This window comes from Chitinimonas lacunae, assembly GCF_042650885.1.
GTDB lineage: Bacteria > Pseudomonadota > Gammaproteobacteria > Burkholderiales > Chitinimonadaceae > Chitinimonas_A > Chitinimonas_A lacunae.
In genome coordinates, this window is record NZ_JBHSBU010000001.1 from 643,813 (window position 1) to 663,376 (window position 19,564).

The window sequence follows — 19,564 nt, forward strand, 5'->3', positions numbered from 1 at the left end:
CCGTAGTTAACGAAGAGCCTTCCCCTGCAGCGGAGGGCTTTTGCTTTTTGTGGCTTGGGTTTTTGTAGAGGAATGTGCTCAGAGTGGCCGTAGACCGGCCTGCAAGACCCCAAAATAAGCTATTGCGACGTCGGGTCGACGCACGTAAAATGCGAAAAATCGCTATTGTTAGTTTTTGCGCCTGAACAAAACAGCTTGTTTTGTTTCAGCAAAACGATCAAAGCAAAGCCTTCCCGTGGTGGAGGGCTTTTTGTTTTTGGAATGGAAAGGCCCGGTTCGACTTTTGTCGCCCGGGCCTTTTGCATTTCTGCACCCAGATCCCTAGGTCCACTTACCGTAATTACTCACCATGCAGCCCGGCCATTGTGCCGGGCTTTTTCTTTGGAAGGTCCGAAATGCAGAAACACGAAATCGCCGCAGAAGCTGCGCGCGCTGTGCCGCCGGTCAGCGTTGCCGGCATCTCGCTGGCCGGCGTCGCGCTCGCCGATTGGGTGCTGATCGCCACCCTCGCGTACACCCTAGTGCAGCTCGGCTTCGTCGCCCACAAGTGGCACGTCTTCCGGCGCAAGCAACGCGCGCCGCAACAGGGGAGCGCCGACGATGAGTAAGCGCCGCGTCATTGCCACCGGGGTCGGCGTGCTGGCGCTGGCCGGCGCGCTCATCTTGCCCTTCGAGAGCGACCGGGAAACCGGGTACCGCGACGTCGTTGGCGTTGCAACGGCGGGAGCTGGGCATACAGGCGCCGACGTCGAAGTCGGCCAGCGCTACGACCTCGACCGCCGCCAGGCGTGGTTCGACGATGACCGCCGCGAGGCGCTGGCGACAGTCGATCGCTGTACACCCGGTTTGCCGGAGAAAGCGCGCGCTGCGTTCACGAGCTTCACGTTCAACGTCGGCGGCCGCGCCTATTGCGCTTCGACGCTTGCGCGCAAGGCGAACGCGGGCGACCTGCGCGGCGCCTGCGCTGAGCTGTCCCGCTGGACCTACGCCGGCGGCCGCGAGCTGCCCGGCCTGGTGCGACGGCGCGCCGCCGAGCGGAAGCTCTGCGAGGAGTCGCTCACAGCCGCTGTGGGTAAGTTCGCGTACAGCCGCTTGAAACCCGCGCCGAATCTCGCTTCTACCAGTCCGCCCAAAAAATCAGCTATAGAAAGGCCCGCTTATGTTCTCGCTCGTCCCTCTGCCGTACCGAATCGCGATCGGAGCTACCGCCCTGCTCGGGGCGCTGAGCCTGTCCGGTCTGGCCGGCTGGTCGATTCGCGACCGCGCCGCGCGTCTGGCCGCCGCTGAGCGCACAGCGGCGGAGCAAACCCGGCTCGCCGAGGCCATGGCCGCCGAGCGCCGCTCAGCCGAGCAGGTGCAGCAGCGCGTCGCCGCCGTCGATCTGGCCCAGGGTCAGCGCGTAGAGGCCACCCACAGCATCAACCAAACCATCACCCGCGAGGTAATCCGATATGTCCAAAGCCCTGACGCTCGCCGCTGTGTGCTGCCTGACCGCTGGCGGCTGCTCCACGACGCAGCCGCTGCCGGCGAGCTGCCCGCAGATGCCGACGCCGAGTGCTTCTTTACGGGTTGCTCCGGAGGAGCTGACGAGGCTGCCGGCCGGGCCGGTGGATGATGCCGTTGCTTTGGCAGTGGTGGCCGAGAACTACGGCCAGTGCCGGATCTGGCGCGATCGGTTGATCGGTTGGCAGTCGTGGCACAGAGCTATTTCGAGGGAGTGACGTCGACTGCGTTCCTCCCCTGTTTGCTGTGAATGAATCGCGCGACTATCGGTCGCGGCCAAAACAAAACCCCGCACGGTGGCCGCCGGCGGGGTTTCTGCATCTAACCCCCTAGTGCGAGTAGGAGATTGATCTTGTTCAAGTTTATCACCACTGATTTGAAGGTGAACGGAAAAATGGATAGTGACGGCGCAAACAAGGCCGGCTACCTGCAGGCTACGGCGGTGCTACTGGCCGTGGTCTTTGCCGGGGTCGGCGTGATATTGGGCGGTATTGCTGGGATTCTGGCTGTGCTGCGATAGGCTGATCTGGGCTGGTAACTTGAGCCGATTTCGCCAGCCCATGATTACTTTTCTATTAAGTGTATTAAGTGGATTGTTTTTTGGCTCTTAGGCAGGAGAATGCTCCGGATTTTATTAGCCACATCAAAAGAATTGAGTGTGTATTATCAAACCTTACTGTTGCGGAGCAAGGCTGATGCCTTTTGGATTATTGGGATATTGCTCCAATCAAACCACCGTATTACCATTGTGCCATTTTCTCTTAAGGTTATGGGGGCCATATTCAGGTTGGCATGAGATGAAGCGCTTATCCACCACCAAACGCCTCCATAAATAAAGCGATACCAACGCAAGCCATCAAATTTCTTTTGGTCTGCGCCAGCAATCAATTTACGAATACGATTGGTCTTGGGGTCAATGACAGCGTAGCCGAAGATTTGATAATCATTTTGCTTTCCCGGATTCAGTTCGAGAAGCATCTCCCGTAACTTTTCTTCATGAGAGCCGAGCCTAACACAATTGAATTGAGGGCGAGTGCTAACTCCAGCGCGAAATAGCACGCTCAGATGAAATAGTTTGAATAACGGATAATCTACTTTTATCTGCGCGATATGCTCTGTGCTAGGCCAAGGATCAGGTAAAGGATTGGCCTCTACCCACATAGCTTTAAATGCACTCTCTATCTTGTTTGCAAGATGCTGCTCACAGGATTCACAGAGAAGGTGTTCTCTCTCACCGATCTGGACAGGTTTCCATCCTTTGCGGAATCTTCCATTAATGCCCATCATCTGATGATTCTTGTTGTAAAGTTTCTTGTAAAGAAATTCGGGAATTATATGGGAATTGCACAGTTCGCCAACCTTTAAGCATAATTGGCAAATTCCAAGGATGGGATTGGTGTTTTGATTTTTCACAATTCAACCTCTGATTAACATAGACTTTGTTCTCTACTTATCTTAAAGGCCATTAACAAAAATATTCTGGCCTTGCTGGTTGGCCCCTAACTATTTTCCCTATCTCGAGACTTTTCCGTTCGGCCGATCCGATTCAACCTGAGGCGCCGGCTGTACGGGCTTAGGCTGCTTGTACTTGTAGGGGTGGATATACGGGTGCGACTTCCCGTGGCGACCACGGGCTTCTAATGGGACAGCGACAAGCACCGCCAGGACGGCAGGTGCCGGATAGACAGGACGCATACAGCCTCCGAGCTTCTTCTATTCTTCAGATCACTGTAGCGGGGATGGGGGAAATTGCTAGGCCGGGGGGGGGGAGGAAGACCATTGGTCGAGCGAGGGATAAAGTTTTTAGAGTCCCGTAGATCAGGAGGAGGCCTTGGCAAACGATAGAGTTCAAGAAACAGGCATGGTTTCGGGTTGTGCTGATACGATACCGAATGCTCTACCTCATTCGTAAATCGTTTCCGCATACTGGCTATCCACAAAATAATCCGGGATAGATCCAATAATTCGGCCAAGGATGGTTCGGAGTTCTGAGCAAGAAAAGCCCTAGCCCCTTGAACAGAAACTACCGTGTCCAAGTAGTGGCGTAAATTTTCTTGTTCAGATTCTTCATTCCATGACAGCATCAGCATTGTACCCTAGCAGCGCTACTTACTTTTTGGCGACCTGTTAAGCCTTAAGCAGTTTGCGGAGGTTCAAACCTCCTATTGCGAAAACGGTTAAGGAAAAAAATTAAGAGTCTTTTTTCTCATTGGCTTCCTTTTCTTTAGTTAAGTTGATTCGGTTTTTTGAAAAGGCACCCCAAATGCAGGAGGCCACAATTTGGAAAATGAAAAATACAATCGCTAATTCATCTCCTCTTTCTGCGTGAGCTATCAAGCGGTTGGGAAAATCAGACTTGGAAAGCGCGTGCAAGAAATTAAAAACTAGCACGGCTATTACGTTACGAAACTTCAGACTGCACCTCCAATAAAAACTGGAGGTTTGCTGCCCGTCGATGCAATAGCTAGGCGCTGCAGGACTAGCTATTGTCAGATTAGGGCGGCTCAAGAAAGTTTCTAGAGCAAATGCTGGCGTAGCAGGTCAACGTGTGATGACGGACGCGGCGAAGCAGCTTCAGATGCGCCCCAAGGATCTGATCGCGTGGCTGAGTCAACACCATTGGATTTACCGGCGCTCGGGCAGCGATGCGTGGACGGCGTACCAGGAACGGATCGAGCGCGGGTTGCTGGAACACAAGGTCACGACGGTCGAGCGGGAGGACGGGACGGAGAAGGTGGTCACGCAAGCGAGGGTGACGGCCAAGGGGTTGGCACGGTTGGCGGAGGAGGTGTCGCGGAGGGCGGCTGCATAAAGTTACTTGGCGAGACAGAAATTGTTTCGTCTGCTTCCTAATGTTTTGATTTGAGGAGCCAATAATGATTATTGAGGCGCATGAATTCTTAGTGGGGGTTAATGGATATTTCTACTTGGGGCCTATCCTTGGGGTTCTTGTTGGAGCATTCATTGGGTCTTTCTTTACTCGGTATCATAACGACAGAAATTCTTATGCTGCGGCTTGTGCAAAATTTCGAGCAGCTTTTGCTCCCCTGTTAGCAATTATTTATCTGGCAAGACACCATGGCTCGCACAACAAACCTTCAGTCCGGGCTGATGTGCAAAAGGCTCTATTGAGTCACGGAGCTGCTGTGGAAGAGTTCAGGCCATTTGTATCAAAGGGGAAAGCTAAGGCTTTTCAGGAGGCGTGGGAAGATTATCGTAAGAATGCTGCATTAGATGAATTTGAGGCTGCTGGGACAGAGTCGGCAGAATCCTCTTCTGGCAATGAGCTGCAGGCAGAAGAATTGCTTGAGGCGAAAATTAATAAATTACTAAGTTTTGCTAATTTTAAGAACTCTATAGTTTAGACGGGACGGAACTGAACTTTGTTCGGAATGTGATGGGGAAAGGCCCGGGAATTTGGGCCTTCTTGCTGGTGTTTTGACTTGGCACGGCTTTGTTGCATAAATATCTTCAAGTGTTTGATTTTTAAAGGAAATAACAAATTTTGTCGATCATAAAAAATCCATAACTTGGTTTGGGTTATGCAACAAAACCACTTGGCACTATAAGTTAATTAATAAAAAAACCATCTCATCTGGCCTCATCATCTTGACGGGGCGTGCTAATTTTGAGCTTGTCATGGCATTAATGCGCTCAAGGTTTCTGTGAAAGCCGCCGTCTATCGTGACGAAATAATCGTTGTCATACCAGATATGGCTCCATAGAGCGAAAACATCCCCCTTTGCATTCCTCACTTTTCTTTGTGTTTTGGGATCCTGAAGTTCCGCACACAAGTCAAGAGGCTCTTGAGGGGAAAGTATCGCATGAATTTCCTCCTCTAATGCCCAACCCTCTTCGGTGGCTGATGTGTGGCCCCATGATCCCATCTCCCAACAAAATGGATAATCAAGCATCTGAGGCTTGATTAACCCTATCCTTTCGCAATAGGCCAACCATTCTCCCTCAGGAACAATGTCTTTTCCTTCTTTGTTGTTTTCCACCAAATTGGCTGAGGAGATGCAAATCTGTATGGTCTGATCGTTATGAAGACGAAATAGCTCTCGCGCTGCTTCGGTGCAATCTTCTTCTTTTTCAGCAGCAAAAATAACGTTTCTGTCTATGGTGATCCTTGGCAGTTCCATATATCTGTTCTCCTGTTTAGTTAACCATGTCCGGTAACCAGTGTTGGGTTACCTTCTTTGCCTAGGGCTATCGCTGCATCCGCCTACGAACCAACGGCACCCACTGTCGCGCCGCCACCGATCCTGCGACAACAAGCGTCTGAACGAGCTGCGCCCCCTCATCGCCGATCCCATCCACCACTGTCGTAACGATCACCTCCGCGCCCACCGCCGGCCGCCGCTTTACCTCAATCACTTCCCCGCCTGCTACCGGTCGCCATGCCGTCCCCGCCTCGCTCTCGCGAAACCGTCTTTCCTCCGCTCGGAACAGTCGCATGATGGCGCCGCCCGTCATCCCTCGCGGCCCACAATCCGCCGCGCCGATTCGCACCGCCACCCGTTGATTGATCAACATGCCGGCCTCCCTGTCGTTGTTGAGCTGGATACGATAGCGCGGCCGGCCGGTGCTGTGACCCACCGTAAAGCGTTACGCGCGTCGAAAAGCAAAAAGCCCGGTTTCCCGGGCTTCTGTTCTGCTGCTGCACTCTTCAGCGCGACTCAAGCATAAAGCTCCAGGCGAAGCGCGCCGCGAAGCAGGCGGTGACCAGCCAAAGCACGGCCGCTAACCCCAATGCCACCGAGGATGCTTGAGCTTGGAGTACCAGCACCTCCGCGATCGAAGGAAGGCCGCCTATCGCTGGTGTGGCCGGGGGTTGCAACATCGCGCTGACCAGCACGGCAATTAGAGCGGGCGCGCCAAAGCCGATCATCCCCCGCACGGCGCCATATCGCATGATCAGAACCGGATCGCGCGGATGGGCCGTATAGGCATTCAGGATGCTCGAGAGAATGCCGAGGATGAACTCCATCACGCCGGATCCTTGACCGTGACCCGGACGGCCGTCTTGTCCTTCGGCGTCACCTCAACGTCGATATCGTCGACCTTCTTCGCGCCGTTGCCCTTGAGCGTGTATTCCACGCCGTCGAGCGTGACCTTCTTCGTCTCGCTCCGGCCAATCTGGGTCGTGTGCGTGCTGCCTTTAGGCGTCGCCAGATGGACTTCGATCTGGGGCTCCATCGGAAACGAGTTCGCGGCAAAAGCCGGGGCTAAGGCGAGTGCTGTGACGGTGGCGATAATAGTACGTCCGAACATTTTATTTTCCTCCTCAAGATGAGCCGGCGATTGTAGCCGGGCTGAGGTGGACCGGTGAAGCCGACCGTCGGTTCCGCAAGCAGGGCCCTGCAAATGGAGCTGCTTTCTGGCAAACTGGAGTGATGCAATTTCGTCAGAAAACGACGGTGTTGGGAAGCTTTCGGCTCGGGATGGTATTTTTCATGGCATGAACCCTATGACCCTCCCTGAGACCCGCATCAATCCTAGAGATTTTCCCCTCATTAACAATGGAGTGGGAATGATTGCGCCTCCGGTAACAGCGAGTACCCAAAAGCATTAAAATCCTCTGAAGCCCGCGTCACAGCGGGCTTCTTTATGTCTTGATCCAGTATTTTTGGTAATTGCGGGCGTCCTCACAGCTACTTCATTTACCCATCCGCTGGTGAGGCAGACGTTTTTTCAACGATGCCCGCTCTTGTGGTGTGCGTCCCTGGCGATTTGCACGGTGCTCGGCGATTTCGGCAAATTCCCGGGGAGACTGGTAATGGCGGCCGTCCTTGCCCATCTCCCATACCGTGCAGGCCTGGTTTTCCAGTAGGGGCAAATAAGCGCTCCAGGCTTCGGCAGAGGTGCCCGCCATCGCTGTGCGCTCAAGGGTACGCAGGCGGCGATGCCAGATTTTTTTCTCGTCCCGTTCGCTGGTGCAACTAGTGATGGCGAAAATAGGTTTTTTGCGGCGGCTGCGGCTCATAGTGCAGGGCTTGATCCCAAATCTTTAATTGTCATGCATTCATGCATTCGAGACGATCAACAGTCACGCACCTGGTCTTGTTGGCTGTGCATGCGTGATGTGCTCGTAAAAGAATAGAAAAGCAAGAGACCTGGAAAACCCAGGTCTTTTGCTTTGAAGCACTACCTTTTGGACAGGAGGATTGGGGGTGTTAATCAGTTCCAACCCACAAGATCTTATCTGTTACTCGTAGCGTTTTATAAATCCTGCCTGGGTCATGGTCGGATAAGCAGACCTTAACCAGACTCTGACAAAGGAAATCAGTGCCTGAAAGGTATTGAAGCTGGCCTGGCCATAATCCGGGTCGAAAAATTTATAAGACACGGCGTCGATTGCCAGCGCATGTCCAATAGGTCGGGTATTTGGAGCCATCCTGCTGGATATTCCTATGAAATAATAGCCTCGACCGAAAACCTTATTCAGCAGCGCATCTATTACCGATTCTGCTTGCGCCTCGAAATACTCAGTCTCTCTTATCCCCGCAAAGGACAGGTATTCTCCTACATAATCGACCATTGCCGGGGTGTGTTGGTTAATTTTCAACTGCATGACTTCATTTCGGCCCTCATCAAGAGCAGTATCGGCCTTGAAGTTGATGCCGATTTTGCGATTAAGAATCCACTTTGCCGCTAATGGTGCGCAAACACCATCCCTGCCGAAGGTGTTATTTCCTAGAAATCTATTCTGCGTCCACTTCTTCGCCGTTCCCCCATTTTCCTCTACGGTTTGTTTGAAACTAGCCATGCGACCTCCTTGATGGGTTGTTTTTTAGATGACCTGGATTGCCTATTGAATAGGCGTTCGAAAATCTTATCAGGAATGCCTGGGGAGCGCATGATGACTGTTGCTTTGCTTGTTGGATTTTTAAATGCACCGTTTTCAACGACGCGGCCTGAGAGGCAAGGTGTCAGACCCGCTGCTGTGGGAGGAGGGACTATATATTTCAATGATATATTTTGTTCGTCTGATGATAAAAAACGAGCAGCAAGGCTCTCTTGAGCCAACCATGGAGGAAATTCATTCCTTAAACTATCCATGGGTCGGACGTCAAGGATTCGTAGCGATCCGGAAATGCCGGTGCCGGTCGGATCGTAGAGGGGGGCGTCCGACCTTTGCTGGGTATCCTTGCTGGATCGGGCTTTGCTCTGCCCCATTGACCGAACTTTTGATAGCGGAAACCAGCTTTTCGCGCAGAGACGTCTACAATCGGAATCATTGCCGACCTAGAGGGTGGACAGGATTGGCTGCCGTGGTGCTATTGCTTTTCTGTTGCAGTGTCGGGGCGATTGGCCTGGTCTGGTACTTCCAGCGGCGCCAGGCGGCGACCTTCGCTGCCTTGGTGGATCGGACCGATGACCCTTGCCTGCTGTTACGGCGCGGCGGGTCTATTCTCTATGCCAATACTGCCTGCGCTCAGTTTGGTTGGCAAAACGGTGGCGAGACGGCAGCGGTACTGGCCAGTTTTGAGCCTGATCGGGGGCAGTCTGGCGAACCCTTGTTCGATCTGCTGGACCGTGAGGGCGAATACCGCAGTCTGCGCCGTTTGCAAAGCCGCACGGGCCATCTGCTGGAAGTTTCCCTTCATGCGGTGGCAATGGGCGATGGCCGCCGCTACTGGCTCACATTACGCGACGTCACTACGCATAAGGCCGCCGAACAGGCACTGCGCAAGAGCCAGGAACAACTGCGTGCGGCGCTCGACAGCTCCCATATGGCCCTCTATGACGTGGCTGCCAACGGGCGCGGCACCTGGACCATCAGTCCCGAATACGCCCGTATCCTTGGCGAAGACCCGGAAACCTTTGTGGTGACAGGGGAGAGCTGGGAAGAGCGCCTCCACCCCGATGACCGTGAAATGGCGGTTCAGACCTACGCCGACCATTATCGCGGCAAGACCGATTTCTACCTCAACGAATACCGCCAGCGCACCCGGCTCGGCAATTACCGCTGGTTGCAGGCGCGCGGCAGCTTCGTCGGTCAGCGCGAGGATGGACGGCCTGAACGGCTGGTTGGCGTCATCATCGATATCACCGAGCAGAAGGAAGCCCAGCGGCGTATTGCCGAGCTGGCCAATTTCGATCCGCTGACGGGGCTTGCCAACCGCAATCTGCTCAATGAGCGGCTGGGGCAGGCACTGCTGGCCGCCGAGCGCGACCGTAAGCGTCTGGCGCTGATGTTTCTCGATCTCGACCGCTTCAAGACTCTCAACGACACCTTGGGCCATTCGGCCGGCGACAGGGTATTGGCCCAGGCGGCCGATCGTCTGAAGAAGCTGGTGCGTCGTGCCGACATCCTGGCCCGGCTGGGCGGCGACGAATTCGTGATCGTGCTCACCGGTATCGACCATGCACTCGATGCGGTCCGGGTGGCAGAAGGCGCCTTGCTGGAGTTGGCGTTGCCCTTTGATATCGACGATGGCAATGCACCAAGCGATGCCACCATCGGCATGTTCACCACCTCAGGCAGCATCGGGATCAGCGTCTATCCCGACGACGGTCGCGATGCCGAAACCCTGGTACGCAATGCCGATACGGCCATGTACCAGGCCAAATCGGCCGGGCGCAACAACTACAAGTTCTACACCGCTGATATGAATGCCCGGGCGGCCGAGCGTCTGTCGCTCGAAGCCACTTTGCGTCGTGCCTTCGAAGGCAGCGAATTCCTGCTCCATTACCAACCTCAGCTCGATCTCGACAGCGGCCGCATTGTCGGTGCAGAGGCGCTGATCCGCTGGCAGAACCCCAAGCGTGGCCTGGTGCCGCCGAGCCGCTTTATCCCGGTTGCGGAGGAATCAAGGCTGATCGTCCCGATCGGCAACTGGGCATTGCGCGAAGCCTGCCGCCAGGCGCGTGAATGGCTCGATCGCGGTCTGCCGCCCCTGACCATCGCGGTCAATCTGTCGGCGCTTCAGTTCCAGCAGGCCAATCTGACCGAACTGATCGCCAGCATGCTCGACGAGTATGGTTTGCCGCCCAGTGCGCTCGAACTCGAAGTCACGGAGAGCGTCGTGATGCAGGAGGTTGACCGGGTGGTCAAGACCCTGGCCTCGCTGAAGGAGCTGGGCGTCAAGCTTGCCATCGACGACTTCGGTACCGGCTATTCGAGCCTGGCCTATCTGAAACGCTTCAGCTTCGACAAATTGAAGATCGACCGCTCCTTTGTGCACGATCTGGGGACTGATCGCAACGACGAGGCCATCTGTCTGGCCATCGTCGGTCTGGCCAAGGTGCTGGGGCTCAAATGTATTGCCGAAGGGGTGGAAACCCAGGCCCAGGCGATCTTCCTGCTGGCCGCAGGTTGCGACGAGATGCAGGGCTTTCTTGCCGCTGAACCGCTGACAGCCGATCGTTTTGCCACGCTGCTGGAACAGTCACGTCAACCTGATTTTCGCCTGATCCCTGCGGCGCAGGGGCTGACAGCCTGATCCTTCGGCAACCTCGGCTTGCCGCCTCAATGTGATATGACACTGGGCGCCGTGAAGGCCGCAGCACTTTTCAGCGTCAATCCCAGGACTTCACAGGCATTCGCGCTGGTGGCCGCGGCGATCCGTTCGGGCTCACTTTCACGCAGTTCTGCCAGGACCCGGGCAAGCCGCGCCAGATGGGCCGGTTCATTGCGATCGTGATAAGCCCAGGCGGGGGGAATATCGGGCGAGTCGGTTTCCAGCACCAATGACTCCAGCGGCAGATCGGCCGCCAGCCGGCGGATATTGCGGGCCCGCTCAAAGCTCATATTGCCGCCGAAACCGAGTTTGAAGCCAAGTGAGATAAAGGCTTCAGCCTGTTGCGGGCTGCCGTTGAAGGCGTGGGCGATTCCTCGGCGCAGGCCGAAGCGGCGCAGTTGCTTCAATACCTGATCTTGCGATTTGCGCACGTGAAGCAGCACCGGCAGATCGAAATCACGGGCCAGTTTCAGTTGCGCCGCGAAGAGATCGGTCTGGCGTTGGGCATCGAGACCCGGCACGAAGAAGTCGAGGCCGATTTCCCCTACCGCGATGGGGCGTTCGCGCTCCAGCAGCTCGCGTAAGGTGGTCAGATGCTCGTCGCGGTGCTGGGGCGTACAGATCGGATGCAGACCGAGCGCCACGGGGCAGCCATAGCGTCGCATCGATAAGCTCAACTCGAAGGTCGCGGCATTGATCGCTGGCACGACCACGATCGATACGCCGGCTGCCTGGGCTCGCTCGACCACAGCGTCGCGGTCAGGGTCGAATTCGGGCGCGTCGAGGTGGCAGTGGGTATCGATCAGCGGAGTGGATAGGGTGGTCATTGACGGGGCTTCCAAAGGCATCTGCGCCAAGTCTAGCAAGGGACGTGCGCCATTCCTGCCGGGTGGTGGTGAAAAGGGTTTCCGCTGCCCACTGGACAGCGCCGGGCAAGCGCTTGACCGATCGATCGGCAACCCCTAATGTTCGGCGCTGGACCGGCCGGGAACAGGCCGGTCGTCCATCGGGAGACAACATTGAAAGCAGTGATTTTCGCGCTGACGCTCGCGCTGGGCAGCCTTGCCCATGCTGCCGACCCTTCGCCGGTCGGACTGTGGAAAACCATCGATGACAGCACCGGTAAACCGCGCGGCATGGTCGAGTTGTTCCAGGAAGGCGGCGAACTCAAGGGACGGATTGTCAAAACCTTCCCCAAGCCCGGTGAGCCGGAAAATCCGGTCTGCGATCGCTGCAAAGGCGATCGACGCGGCAAGCCGGTGATCGGTATGGTGTTTCTATGGGGCCTCAAGGTCGATGGTGCCGGTTGGAGCGGCGGCGAAATCCTCGACCCCGACAACGGCAATATCTATAGCGCCAAGCTCGAATTGATCGACGAGGGCCAGAAGGCCAAAGTGCGCGGCTTTATGGGGCTCTCGCTGCTGGGACGCACCCAGGTCTGGCACCGCGAGAAGTGAGCGTGGATGCGGAAAGTGTTTCCGCACGGGCTTCTTATGTCGGGAGCCGCCGATATCGGAGCCGATAGTCATTTGGAAATAAATATGCAAAACGGGCGCTAGATATAGCGCCCGTTTTTGTTTGAATTTGAAAAAATCCACTAATTCTTATTCGATATACTCAAACAGCGTCACCACATTGTCGACACCTTGGGTGCGGCTGACGACTTCTGCTGCATCGCGGCCTTCCTGTACCTTGACCAACCCAAGCAGGAATACACTGCCGCGTTCGCTGACCACTTTGACATGAAGCGGTGAAAACTTGTTGGCTTCGACCATCCGGGCCTTGATCCGGGCGGTGAGGGCGGTGTCGGAGGCGCGGGCGGACAAGGTCGAGGGGAGGGCGACCTTGGTTTCATTGTGAACCTTGCGTACATCCTGGGTTTCGCGTGCCATGCGCTCGACTTCGGCGCGGGTGGCATCATCGGGCACTTCACCCGACAGCAGTACGGCACGGTTGAAGCTCGTGATATTGACATGGGTATCGGTGCCATAGCGGGCACGGATGCGTTCGGCGACGCGGCGCTCAATTTCCTGGTCGTTCCAGACCACTGAAGTGGCGCGGCGATCCTGTGCCACGGCAACACCGCCGGCGACCCCGGCGACCACCAGCCCGGCGCAGCCGCTCAGACCCACGCTCAGCAGCGTGGCGGCGGCAATGACGCCCAGGCGTTTAGGGGTAAAGAAGCTCGAAGGTTCGCGCATGGTTCCTCCTGGGGCGAATCGATGAAAAGGCTTTACGACCGGATGCGGCGCTGGTGGTTCTGGCCGGTCCTGCGGCTTATTCGCCGTCGAGCAGAATCAGGTCGATGGCGTCGCAGACGCTATGCATGAGCAGGAGATGTACCTCCTGGATCCGGGCGGTACGTTCGACTGGCACATTGAGCTGGATATCGTCGCCGGTCAGGATTTCGCCGATCTTGCCGCCGTCACGGCCGGTAAAGGCGATGACGTTCATCTGGCGCTCGTGGGCGGCATTGATCGCTTCGATCACATTGGCCGAATTGCCCGAGGTCGAGATCGCCAGCAGCACGTCGCCCGGCTGACCCAAGGCCCGGACCTGCTTGGAGAACACCAGATCGTAGTCGTAGTCGTTACCGATGGCCGTGAGGGCCGAGGTGTCGGTGGTAAGCGCCAGCGCGGCCAGCCCCGGGCGTTCGCGCTCGAAGCGGCCGACCATGCTGGCGGCGAAATGCTGGGCCTGGGCGGCCGAGCCGCCGTTGCCGCAGCACAGGATCTTGCGGTCGCTCATCATGGCAGCGACCATCCGTTCAGCGGCGGCAGCGGCCGGAGCGGCCAGCAGGTCGCGCACCTCGTCGAAGGTGGTGATGCTGTCGAGAAAATGCTGGTTGATGCGTTCGATCAGGTCCATGGTGGATTCGACTCAGGATTCGATGATATGGCGCAGCCAGCGTGGCGGTGCCGCGCCGTCGAGCAGGACGGCGTCGAAACGGCACGGGGGCAGCCGGGATAGGGTGGCCAGATAGCACTGGGCGGTGGCGATCAGCCGTGCCTGCTTGGCGGCGGTAATGCTGGCGGCGGCATCGCCGTAGCGGCCGCTGCCTCGCTGGCGGACTTCGACAAAGACCAGAGTGTCGCCGTCGCGGCCGATCAGGTCGATTTCGCCGAAACGGCAGCGCCAGTTGCGCGCCACGATCTCGACGCCTTGTTCGGCCAGATAGTGTGCAGCCAGGTTTTCTGCTGCCTGGCCGCGTCCGTTCATTGCACCGGGGCCAGCGGAACCGGCGCAGCTTCAGCCGTCGAAGCCTGCTCGGCTGGCGGTGCCGACGGGGCGTCGCCGCCGATTTCGCCGCTGCTCAGCTCGCGGCTGAATTGACGTTTTTCCGACAGACGCAGCGAGCCGGTAACCCCTTGCAGCTCGATGGCGGCATCGGGGGCGGCGACCAGCAGCATCAGGCTGAGCCGATAGGCATCGATGCCTAGCGCGTAGAAGCGCTCCAGATCGGCCGACAAAGCGCTCTTGTCGGCACGGCGATAGGGCAGATGGTCGCTGCGGTTGGGGTCGAGCAGCCAGGGCATATCGACAAAGCGCACGCCCAGCAGATCGACATTGGCAAGCGTTTTGCCGAACTTGCCGCCCCAGACTTGCGAAGTGGCATAGACCGGGCGGTCGTTGCCAAGGTAGGGGCGGGCAGTGCGGGCTTTCTTGAGGTCGGCGGCCAGAAATACCGAGTCGATCTCGGGGTTGGCGGCGCTGTCGCGCAGTCTGGGGCCTAGGGCGGTGGCAGAGGCGACGGTCGGGGCTTCGCCGCTGAGCAGTTTCCACTCTTCGACAAAGGCGGTACGCATCCGCTTGGGCAGCGGGCCGTCGGTTTCGACCACCAGGGGTCGGCGGCGGCCTTCGCCATGCATCAGGCGGGCCACCTGGCGTGATTCGGCTTCGATCGACAGGCCCAGCGCATAGAGATTATTGACGGGACGGTCGCCATCGACGCTGTTGAGGGCAAGGACCGGGATTTCCGGGCTGCCGAATTCGGCCAGTTTGGCGATGGCGCCACGCGTGAGTGGGCCGATCACGCCGACAGCGCCATTACGCAAGGCGTCTTGATAGGCCACGAGCGCCTCATCGTCGCGCTCGCCGGTCGGATAGAGCCGGACCCGCGGGGTGCGGTCGTCGCCGAGTTTCTGTTCGGCAGCAAGTACGCCCTGATGAACCGCCTCGGCGGCGCCGGCAAGGGGTTTGGCCTTGGTCGGCAGAATCACCGCCAGATGCGGGGCGGGAGCGGGGCCTTCGGCGCTGGCGTGGGTGGCGAGGCCAAGGTAGAGTAGCGCCGCCGCAACAAGCGGCGACACCATCCGTGCGAAAGGATGCCTGCGGTGCATGACGACTCTTTTCCGGTTGAGCGACCGGCATTATATGTGGTGGCTACGCCCATCGGGAACCTCGGCGATATCAGTCAGCGTGCGCTGGCCATATTGCGTCGGGTCGACTGGATCGCTGCCGAGGATACCAGGGTAAGCGGGCAATTGTTGCGTCACTTTGGCATTGATGCCCGTTTGCTGAGTCTACGCGAACATAACGAAGCCAGTGCCAGTGCAGCAATTATCGAGCGCTTGCGTGCCGGGCAGGCGGTGGCTCAAGTGTCTGATGCAGGCACACCGGCTGTCAGTGACCCCGGGGCCAGGCTGGTGGCAGCGGTCCATGCAGCGGGCTTCAAGGTGATTCCCCTGCCTGGCGCCTCGGCCACTTTGGCGGCCTTGGCCGCCGCTGGCATGCGCTCACCGCGTTTTCTGTTTCATGGTTTTCCCGAACCCAAGTCGGCTGCCCGGCGTGAAGAATTTTCCCGCCTGGCTCAATTGGATTGCTCGCTGGTGTTGTTTGAAGCACCACACCGGATCGAGGAAAGCCTGGCCGATATGGCCGCGGTATTCGGTCCTGCCCGCGAAGCAGTGCTGGCGCGCGAGCTGACCAAGACTTTCGAGACCATTCGGCGCGCCACGCTTGGCGAATTGCTCGAATGGGTCAAATCCGACCCCAATCAGCGGCGCGGCGAATTGGTGGTGCTGATCGAAGCGGCCCCTCCAGTCGAAGATGAGGACCTTGCCGTTCATGACAAGGTGCTGCTGCCATTGCTGCGTGAGCTGCCGGTCAAGCAGGCGGTGAAGCTGGCCATCGAGATCAGCGGCGCATCGCGTAATGCCCTGTATCAACGCGCCTTGGCCTTGAAGGCCGAAAATGAGGGCGATGATGCCTGATGTCGATGGTGTGAAAAGCATTTGCGGCGGACCCCGACTCCCCAACCTTTTCCCCTTCTATAAGCCCATGTCCGACTCCCGCGTTGAACAACTGCTGGAAGACATTAAGCTGGTCAGTGTCGCCCGCCACGATCTGGTTCAAGAAGTCAGGTCCTCGATTCTTGGCCTGAATGACCGGATCAGCGAACAGGTCAAATACGGCGGCATCCTGTTTTCTGCCGATCAGCCTTTTTGTGGCATCTTTTCCTATACCCACCATGTCTCGCTGGAATTCGGCGACGGTGCTGCGCTGCCGGACCAGTTCAAGGTGCTCGAAGGAACCGGCAAGCAGCGTCGCCATATCAAGCTGTTTACGCAGACGGATGTCGTGGACAAATGTGTGTCGCACTACCTTGGCTTGGCCTTGAGTGCGAGCCAGAAAGCCTAGCTGACGTAGCAGACCTGCCTGGAGTGGTGGAACTTGACGGGAATATGGCGTTGATCTGGCTGGTTGGGTGTCCTGCCTCAGCAGGTGAGGCGCCAGAATGCCATCCATATCCGGCTGGTGAATGAACTGGAAACCATACGCTCTGTGCTGTCAGCAAGGAACCGTGAAGTAAGCAGTAGCTTCACGCATCCCGCTGTTGAGGGAGGCTAAACAAGAACCCACCGTAGGGGCGTGAAGGGCATCCCTGCTCACGCAGGGAATATTCCTGGCTCGACCTTCGCGGCCATTCACTCCGGCCGATCCCCATGAACATAAGACGATCTCAGCGGGGGGATTGGTGCGGCAAAGGACCTGTTAGGCCATAGTACAGAGGCGATGACCAAGGACTATATTCGTCATCGTGCCGGCAAGCTTGCGACGCCGACGAAGTGAAAGATTGCGAAGCGCTCCGCAATCGGGCTTTTCCATGAAGGGAAAAACAAAGCGGCTTCCATTACTGGAAGCCGCTTTCTATCTAACTGGTGCCCAGAGACGGACTCGAACCGTCACGCCTTGCGGCGGGGGATTTTGAGTCCCCTGTGTCTACCGATTTCACCACCTGGGCAGATGGGAGGCGCGCATTGTGCAGGAAACCTGCCAGGATGGCAAGCGCCTCCATGCAGAAATTCAATGTATCTAGCGAGACAGCCTTGGAAACCCCTATCGAGCCTGCCATAACTATCTTGTCGTGCTTTACCGCGCCAAAGGGGAATAAATGGGCATTTTCAATCGCTTGTCACTGGGCGGTAAGCTGATTCTGGTCCAGGGTGGTGCGCTGCTGATTACCTTGGTGGCGGTGATGGCCGTGGCCACGACCAAGCTCTCCGAGAGCTATGGGCAAATGGCAAAGGATCAGTTCAATGCGCTCAGTAAGCTCTCGGTTGAGTTGGTGGGGGCTTATGACCAGAGTCTGCGCGAGCAATCCGAGCGGCTGTTGCGTGTATTTGCCGATGATCTGCCGCAACCGTTGACGCTCGATGAGACCAATACCGTCAAGATCGGCGATTTCGATACTCCCCTGCTGCAACTGGGCGGCCAGACCGCCAATCTGGACTTTACCGCCGTCGACCGCTTTACCGCTGTGACCGGGGCCGTGGCCACCTTGTTTGTGCGTAAGGGCGAGGACTATATCCGTGTCTCCACATCGGTCAAGAAGGAAAACGGCGATCGCGCCATCGGCACGGTGCTGGCGCATGACCATCCGGCCTATGCCATGCTCGGACGTGGCGAAACCTACACCGGCAAGGCCGTACTGTTCGGCCGCAACTATATGACTACCTACCAGCCGATCAAGGACGCCGGTGGTCGCACCATCGGCGTACTGTTTATCGGCCTCGATTTCAGCTCCGGCCTCAAAGCACTCGGTGACAAGCTGCGTAATATCCGGCTGGGCGACAGCGGCCATCTGTTTGTGGTCGATGTGGGCAAGGAACGCGGCAAGCTGGTGGTACACCCGACCCTGGAAGGACAGAATCAGCTCGACGTGCGCGATAGCGAAGGTGTGGCTTATATCGCCCGGATCGTGGAATCCCCGACGGGCGAGGTTCGCTATATCGATGCCCAGCGTGGCCCGATGCAAGCCGCCTGGACCAGCCTCGAATCATGGAATTGGCGTCTGGTCGCCGTGGCACCCGAAGCCGAGTTGCTGGCGGGTGCCAGGCAGATGCTCTACCTCCTGATCGGCGAGACTGTGGCGGTGCTGGCCCTATTAAGCCTCTTGCTATGGTTCTCGATCCGCATTCTGGTCAAACGGCCGCTGGCGGAGGCAGTGAAGGTGGCCGGACATCTGGCTGATGGCGAATTCAATTATCCGGTGCGGCCGCGCAGTGGCGATGAGGCGGGACAACTGCTGGCGGCGATGGATCGGACTGCACAAAAACTCTCCGATACCCTCAAGACCGTCAGCGATTCCACCTTGCAACTGGTCAGCGACGCCAATCAGCTTGCTCTGAGCGCCGAGCATGTTGCGACTGCTTCGCTGGCGCAGAAAGAGGCGTCTGCGAGCACGTCCGCTGCTGTCGAGCAGGTGGCGACCAGTATCGATGTGGTGGCTGGCAATACCCAGGATGTGGCCGAGCTGTCGACCCGTGGACTCAACGAAACCCGCCTGGGTCAGGAACGGCTGGGACATCTCAATGAAGCCATGGCGGCGTTGCAGCACGATGTCGAGGATATTGCCAACAAGGTACGCGAATTTGTCGACAGTACCGCGCGTATCGCCGTGTTTACCAATGAGGTCAAGGCGATTGCCGAGCAGACCAATCTGCTGGCGCTCAATGCCGCGATCGAGGCCGCTCGGGCCGGCGAGCAGGGTCGAGGCTTTGCCGTGGTGGCCGATGAAGTGCGCAAGCTAGCCGAGAAATCCGGCCATTCGGCTACCCAGATCGGCGAAGTCACCACTGCCATCGCCAACCAGTCACATACCGTCGGCACAGTCATGGACCGGGGTCTTCAGTCGCTGCGCGAAGGCCGCGAGGCCATGCAGGAATTGGTGGAAGTGCTGGAGCGGGCAGCCGGCGCAGTGGTCAAGTCGAGTGAAGGCACGCAGTTGATCGCTGTGTCGGTGCGGGAGCAGAGCAGCGCCAACGAGGAGATTGCCCGTAATGTCGAGCGTATTGCCCGGATGATCGACGAAAACGATATTGCCACCCGCGAAGTGGCGCTGGCAGCGGCCAATCTGTCAGGATTGTCCGAGCGACTGTCGGCGTTGACGGCGCGTTTTGTCTATTGAAGTGCTGGCCTGGCTAGGGAAATCGATTGTTGGGTCGGACGGTTGCGCTGGAAATGTATGCCGGATACTGACACTAAAGCCCTTATTCATGTTGATGAGGACGGTTCGGGCTTTACAGCTGGCCTGCCGTGAGCGATAGGGATCGGCCTGTCCGCTGGCAGACCCGGCGGAAAGGCCGCTTGGT

The 19,564-nt window shown here is 57.6% G+C and carries 23 protein-coding genes and 1 tRNA gene; 11 read left to right on the forward strand and 13 right to left on the reverse strand.

Annotation, left to right across the window (positions count from 1 at the left end; genetic code table 11):
* Window positions 1–395 precede the first annotated feature (395 nt).
* From ACFOW7_RS02870 to ACFOW7_RS02885, 4 genes are all read left to right on the forward strand, one after another.
* The gene (locus ACFOW7_RS02870; RefSeq protein WP_378160811.1) at window positions 396–608 is read left to right on the forward strand and encodes a hypothetical protein; all 213 of its coding nucleotides are present in this window, start codon (window positions 396–398) and stop codon (window positions 606–608) included.
* Window positions 601–1,287 carry a lysozyme gene (locus tag ACFOW7_RS02875; RefSeq protein ID WP_378160813.1) on the forward strand — a complete coding sequence of 229 codons (687 nt, stop codon included), beginning with the start codon at window positions 601–603 and terminating at the stop codon, window positions 1,285–1,287. Before ACFOW7_RS02870 ends, ACFOW7_RS02875 begins: the two co-directional genes overlap by 8 nt.
* A gap of 164 nt (window positions 1,288–1,451) precedes the next feature.
* On the forward strand, window positions 1,452–1,721 hold the full coding sequence (locus ACFOW7_RS02880; RefSeq protein ID WP_378160815.1) for a hypothetical protein: 270 nt from the start codon (window positions 1,452–1,454) through the stop codon (window positions 1,719–1,721).
* A 134-nt stretch (window positions 1,722–1,855) separates the two neighbouring features.
* Entirely contained in the window at window positions 1,856–2,023 is a 168-nt protein-coding gene (locus ACFOW7_RS02885; protein ID WP_378160817.1) for a hypothetical protein, read from the forward strand.
* Window positions 2,024–2,169: 146 nt separating this feature from the next.
* On the opposite strand, the gene ACFOW7_RS02890 is transcribed toward ACFOW7_RS02885, so the two are convergent.
* Window positions 2,170–2,916, reverse strand: a complete 747-nt coding sequence (locus ACFOW7_RS02890; protein WP_378160819.1) for a hypothetical protein — start codon at window positions 2,914–2,916, stop codon at window positions 2,170–2,172.
* 1,138 nt (window positions 2,917–4,054) lie between these two features.
* Between ACFOW7_RS02890 and ACFOW7_RS02895 the strand changes: the two genes are divergently transcribed.
* Window positions 4,055–4,315 carry a phage antirepressor KilAC domain-containing protein gene (locus ACFOW7_RS02895; protein WP_378160821.1) on the forward strand — a complete coding sequence of 87 codons (261 nt, stop codon included), beginning with the start codon at window positions 4,055–4,057 and terminating at the stop codon, window positions 4,313–4,315.
* Window positions 4,316–4,379: 64 nt separating this feature from the next.
* Entirely contained in the window at window positions 4,380–4,868 is a 489-nt protein-coding gene (locus ACFOW7_RS02900) for a hypothetical protein (RefSeq protein WP_378160823.1), read from the forward strand.
* A gap of 198 nt (window positions 4,869–5,066) precedes the next feature.
* Here the strand turns inward: ACFOW7_RS02900 and ACFOW7_RS02905 are convergent, their stop codons facing one another.
* The 6 genes from ACFOW7_RS02905 to ACFOW7_RS02930 form a co-directional block, all read right to left on the reverse strand.
* Complete coding sequence (locus tag ACFOW7_RS02905; protein WP_378160825.1) at window positions 5,067–5,645, reverse strand: hypothetical protein; 579 nt, start codon at window positions 5,643–5,645, stop codon at window positions 5,067–5,069.
* Window positions 5,646–5,712: 67 nt separating this feature from the next.
* Complete coding sequence (locus ACFOW7_RS02910; protein WP_378160827.1) at window positions 5,713–6,039, reverse strand: hypothetical protein; 327 nt, start codon at window positions 6,037–6,039, stop codon at window positions 5,713–5,715.
* Window positions 6,040–6,172: 133 nt separating this feature from the next.
* Window positions 6,173–6,493, reverse strand: a complete 321-nt coding sequence (locus ACFOW7_RS02915; protein WP_378160829.1) for a hypothetical protein — start codon at window positions 6,491–6,493, stop codon at window positions 6,173–6,175.
* A complete protein-coding gene (locus ACFOW7_RS02920) occupies window positions 6,493–6,777 on the reverse strand; it encodes a hypothetical protein (protein ID WP_378160831.1) in 285 nt (94 codons plus the stop codon). Before ACFOW7_RS02920 ends, ACFOW7_RS02915 begins: the two co-directional genes overlap by 1 nt.
* A 385-nt stretch (window positions 6,778–7,162) precedes the next feature.
* Window positions 7,163–7,489 carry a hypothetical protein gene (locus ACFOW7_RS02925; RefSeq protein WP_378160833.1) on the reverse strand — a complete coding sequence of 109 codons (327 nt, stop codon included), beginning with the start codon at window positions 7,487–7,489 and terminating at the stop codon, window positions 7,163–7,165.
* 222 nt (window positions 7,490–7,711) lie between these two features.
* The gene (locus ACFOW7_RS02930) at window positions 7,712–8,272 is read right to left on the reverse strand and encodes a hypothetical protein (RefSeq protein ID WP_378160835.1); all 561 of its coding nucleotides are present in this window, start codon (window positions 8,270–8,272) and stop codon (window positions 7,712–7,714) included.
* Window positions 8,273–8,777: 505 nt separating this feature from the next.
* Between ACFOW7_RS02930 and ACFOW7_RS02935 the strand changes: the two genes are divergently transcribed.
* Window positions 8,778–10,952, forward strand: a complete 2,175-nt coding sequence (locus ACFOW7_RS02935) for a putative bifunctional diguanylate cyclase/phosphodiesterase (protein ID WP_378160837.1) — start codon at window positions 8,778–8,780, stop codon at window positions 10,950–10,952.
* A 26-nt stretch (window positions 10,953–10,978) separates the two neighbouring features.
* Here ACFOW7_RS02935 and ACFOW7_RS02940 read toward each other — a convergent pair whose 3' ends face one another.
* Window positions 10,979–11,797, reverse strand: a complete 819-nt coding sequence (locus tag ACFOW7_RS02940) for a TatD family hydrolase (protein WP_378160839.1) — start codon at window positions 11,795–11,797, stop codon at window positions 10,979–10,981.
* A 201-nt stretch (window positions 11,798–11,998) separates the two neighbouring features.
* Here ACFOW7_RS02940 and ACFOW7_RS02945 point away from each other — a divergent pair, with 201 nt between their 5' ends.
* Complete coding sequence (locus ACFOW7_RS02945; protein ID WP_378167971.1) at window positions 11,999–12,427, forward strand: DUF2147 domain-containing protein; 429 nt, start codon at window positions 11,999–12,001, stop codon at window positions 12,425–12,427.
* A gap of 147 nt (window positions 12,428–12,574) precedes the next feature.
* Here ACFOW7_RS02945 and ACFOW7_RS02950 read toward each other — a convergent pair whose 3' ends face one another.
* The 4 genes from ACFOW7_RS02950 to ACFOW7_RS02965 all read right to left on the reverse strand — a co-directional run bounded on the left by ACFOW7_RS02950 (window position 12,575) and on the right by ACFOW7_RS02965 (window position 15,310).
* Entirely contained in the window at window positions 12,575–13,171 is a 597-nt protein-coding gene (locus ACFOW7_RS02950) for a BON domain-containing protein (RefSeq protein ID WP_378160842.1), read from the reverse strand.
* Window positions 13,172–13,247: 76 nt separating this feature from the next.
* Window positions 13,248–13,838 (reverse strand): phosphoheptose isomerase, encoded by a 591-nt coding sequence (locus ACFOW7_RS02955; protein WP_378160844.1) that lies wholly within the window; start codon window positions 13,836–13,838, stop codon window positions 13,248–13,250.
* 12 nt (window positions 13,839–13,850) lie between these two features.
* Window positions 13,851–14,189, reverse strand: a complete 339-nt coding sequence (locus tag ACFOW7_RS02960) for a YraN family protein (RefSeq protein ID WP_378160846.1) — start codon at window positions 14,187–14,189, stop codon at window positions 13,851–13,853.
* A complete protein-coding gene (locus tag ACFOW7_RS02965) occupies window positions 14,186–15,310 on the reverse strand; it encodes a penicillin-binding protein activator (protein WP_378160848.1) in 1,125 nt (374 codons plus the stop codon). The genes ACFOW7_RS02960 and ACFOW7_RS02965 overlap by 4 nt, the downstream gene beginning before the upstream one ends.
* Between ACFOW7_RS02965 and rsmI the strand changes: the two genes are divergently transcribed.
* Both rsmI and ACFOW7_RS02975 read left to right on the forward strand, forming a co-directional pair.
* Window positions 15,305–16,183 (forward strand): 16S rRNA (cytidine(1402)-2'-O)-methyltransferase, encoded by an 879-nt coding sequence (rsmI, locus tag ACFOW7_RS02970; RefSeq protein WP_378160850.1) that lies wholly within the window; start codon window positions 15,305–15,307, stop codon window positions 16,181–16,183. The two genes, ACFOW7_RS02965 and rsmI, sit on opposite strands and share 6 nt — an antisense overlap.
* Window positions 16,173–16,610 (forward strand): DUF1801 domain-containing protein, encoded by a 438-nt coding sequence (locus ACFOW7_RS02975; protein ID WP_378160853.1) that lies wholly within the window; start codon window positions 16,173–16,175, stop codon window positions 16,608–16,610. The genes rsmI and ACFOW7_RS02975 overlap by 11 nt, the downstream gene beginning before the upstream one ends.
* A gap of 519 nt (window positions 16,611–17,129) precedes the next feature.
* On the opposite strand, the gene ACFOW7_RS02980 is transcribed toward ACFOW7_RS02975, so the two are convergent.
* Window positions 17,130–17,214: transfer RNA gene (locus ACFOW7_RS02980), tRNA-Leu, on the reverse strand.
* A 150-nt stretch (window positions 17,215–17,364) separates the two neighbouring features.
* Between ACFOW7_RS02980 and ACFOW7_RS02985 the strand changes: the two genes are divergently transcribed.
* Entirely contained in the window at window positions 17,365–19,380 is a 2,016-nt protein-coding gene (locus ACFOW7_RS02985) for a methyl-accepting chemotaxis protein (protein ID WP_378160856.1), read from the forward strand.
* Window positions 19,381–19,564 lie beyond the last annotated feature (184 nt).

What these genes read in the sequence shown, in the direction of transcription:
- ACFOW7_RS02870 (WP_378160811.1), top strand. Translation starts at nt 396, where the DNA reads ATGCAGAAACACGAAATCGCCGCAGAAGCTGCGCGCGCTGTGCCGCCG.
- ACFOW7_RS02875 (WP_378160813.1), top strand. Translation starts at nt 601, where the DNA reads ATGAGTAAGCGCCGCGTCATTGCCACCGGGGTCGGCGTGCTGGCGCTG.
- ACFOW7_RS02880 (WP_378160815.1), top strand. Translation starts at nt 1,452, where the DNA reads ATGTCCAAAGCCCTGACGCTCGCCGCTGTGTGCTGCCTGACCGCTGGC.
- ACFOW7_RS02895 (WP_378160821.1), top strand. Translation starts at nt 4,055, where the DNA reads ATGACGGACGCGGCGAAGCAGCTTCAGATGCGCCCCAAGGATCTGATC.
- ACFOW7_RS02900 (WP_378160823.1), top strand. Translation starts at nt 4,380, where the DNA reads ATGATTATTGAGGCGCATGAATTCTTAGTGGGGGTTAATGGATATTTC.
- ACFOW7_RS02905 (WP_378160825.1), bottom strand. Translation starts at nt 5,645, where the DNA reads ATGGAACTGCCAAGGATCACCATAGACAGAAACGTTATTTTTGCTGCT.
- ACFOW7_RS02910 (WP_378160827.1), bottom strand. Translation starts at nt 6,039, where the DNA reads ATGTTGATCAATCAACGGGTGGCGGTGCGAATCGGCGCGGCGGATTGT.
- ACFOW7_RS02915 (WP_378160829.1), bottom strand. Translation starts at nt 6,493, where the DNA reads ATGGAGTTCATCCTCGGCATTCTCTCGAGCATCCTGAATGCCTATACG.
- ACFOW7_RS02920 (WP_378160831.1), bottom strand. Translation starts at nt 6,777, where the DNA reads ATGTTCGGACGTACTATTATCGCCACCGTCACAGCACTCGCCTTAGCC.
- ACFOW7_RS02925 (WP_378160833.1), bottom strand. Translation starts at nt 7,489, where the DNA reads ATGAGCCGCAGCCGCCGCAAAAAACCTATTTTCGCCATCACTAGTTGC.
- ACFOW7_RS02930 (WP_378160835.1), bottom strand. Translation starts at nt 8,272, where the DNA reads ATGGCTAGTTTCAAACAAACCGTAGAGGAAAATGGGGGAACGGCGAAG.
- ACFOW7_RS02940 (WP_378160839.1), bottom strand. Translation starts at nt 11,797, where the DNA reads ATGACCACCCTATCCACTCCGCTGATCGATACCCACTGCCACCTCGAC.
- ACFOW7_RS02950 (WP_378160842.1), bottom strand. Translation starts at nt 13,171, where the DNA reads ATGCGCGAACCTTCGAGCTTCTTTACCCCTAAACGCCTGGGCGTCATT.
- ACFOW7_RS02955 (WP_378160844.1), bottom strand. Translation starts at nt 13,838, where the DNA reads ATGGACCTGATCGAACGCATCAACCAGCATTTTCTCGACAGCATCACC.
- ACFOW7_RS02960 (WP_378160846.1), bottom strand. Translation starts at nt 14,189, where the DNA reads ATGAACGGACGCGGCCAGGCAGCAGAAAACCTGGCTGCACACTATCTG.
- ACFOW7_RS02965 (WP_378160848.1), bottom strand. Translation starts at nt 15,310, where the DNA reads ATGCACCGCAGGCATCCTTTCGCACGGATGGTGTCGCCGCTTGTTGCG.
- ACFOW7_RS02975 (WP_378160853.1), top strand. Translation starts at nt 16,173, where the DNA reads ATGATGCCTGATGTCGATGGTGTGAAAAGCATTTGCGGCGGACCCCGA.
- ACFOW7_RS02985 (WP_378160856.1), top strand. Translation starts at nt 17,365, where the DNA reads ATGGGCATTTTCAATCGCTTGTCACTGGGCGGTAAGCTGATTCTGGTC.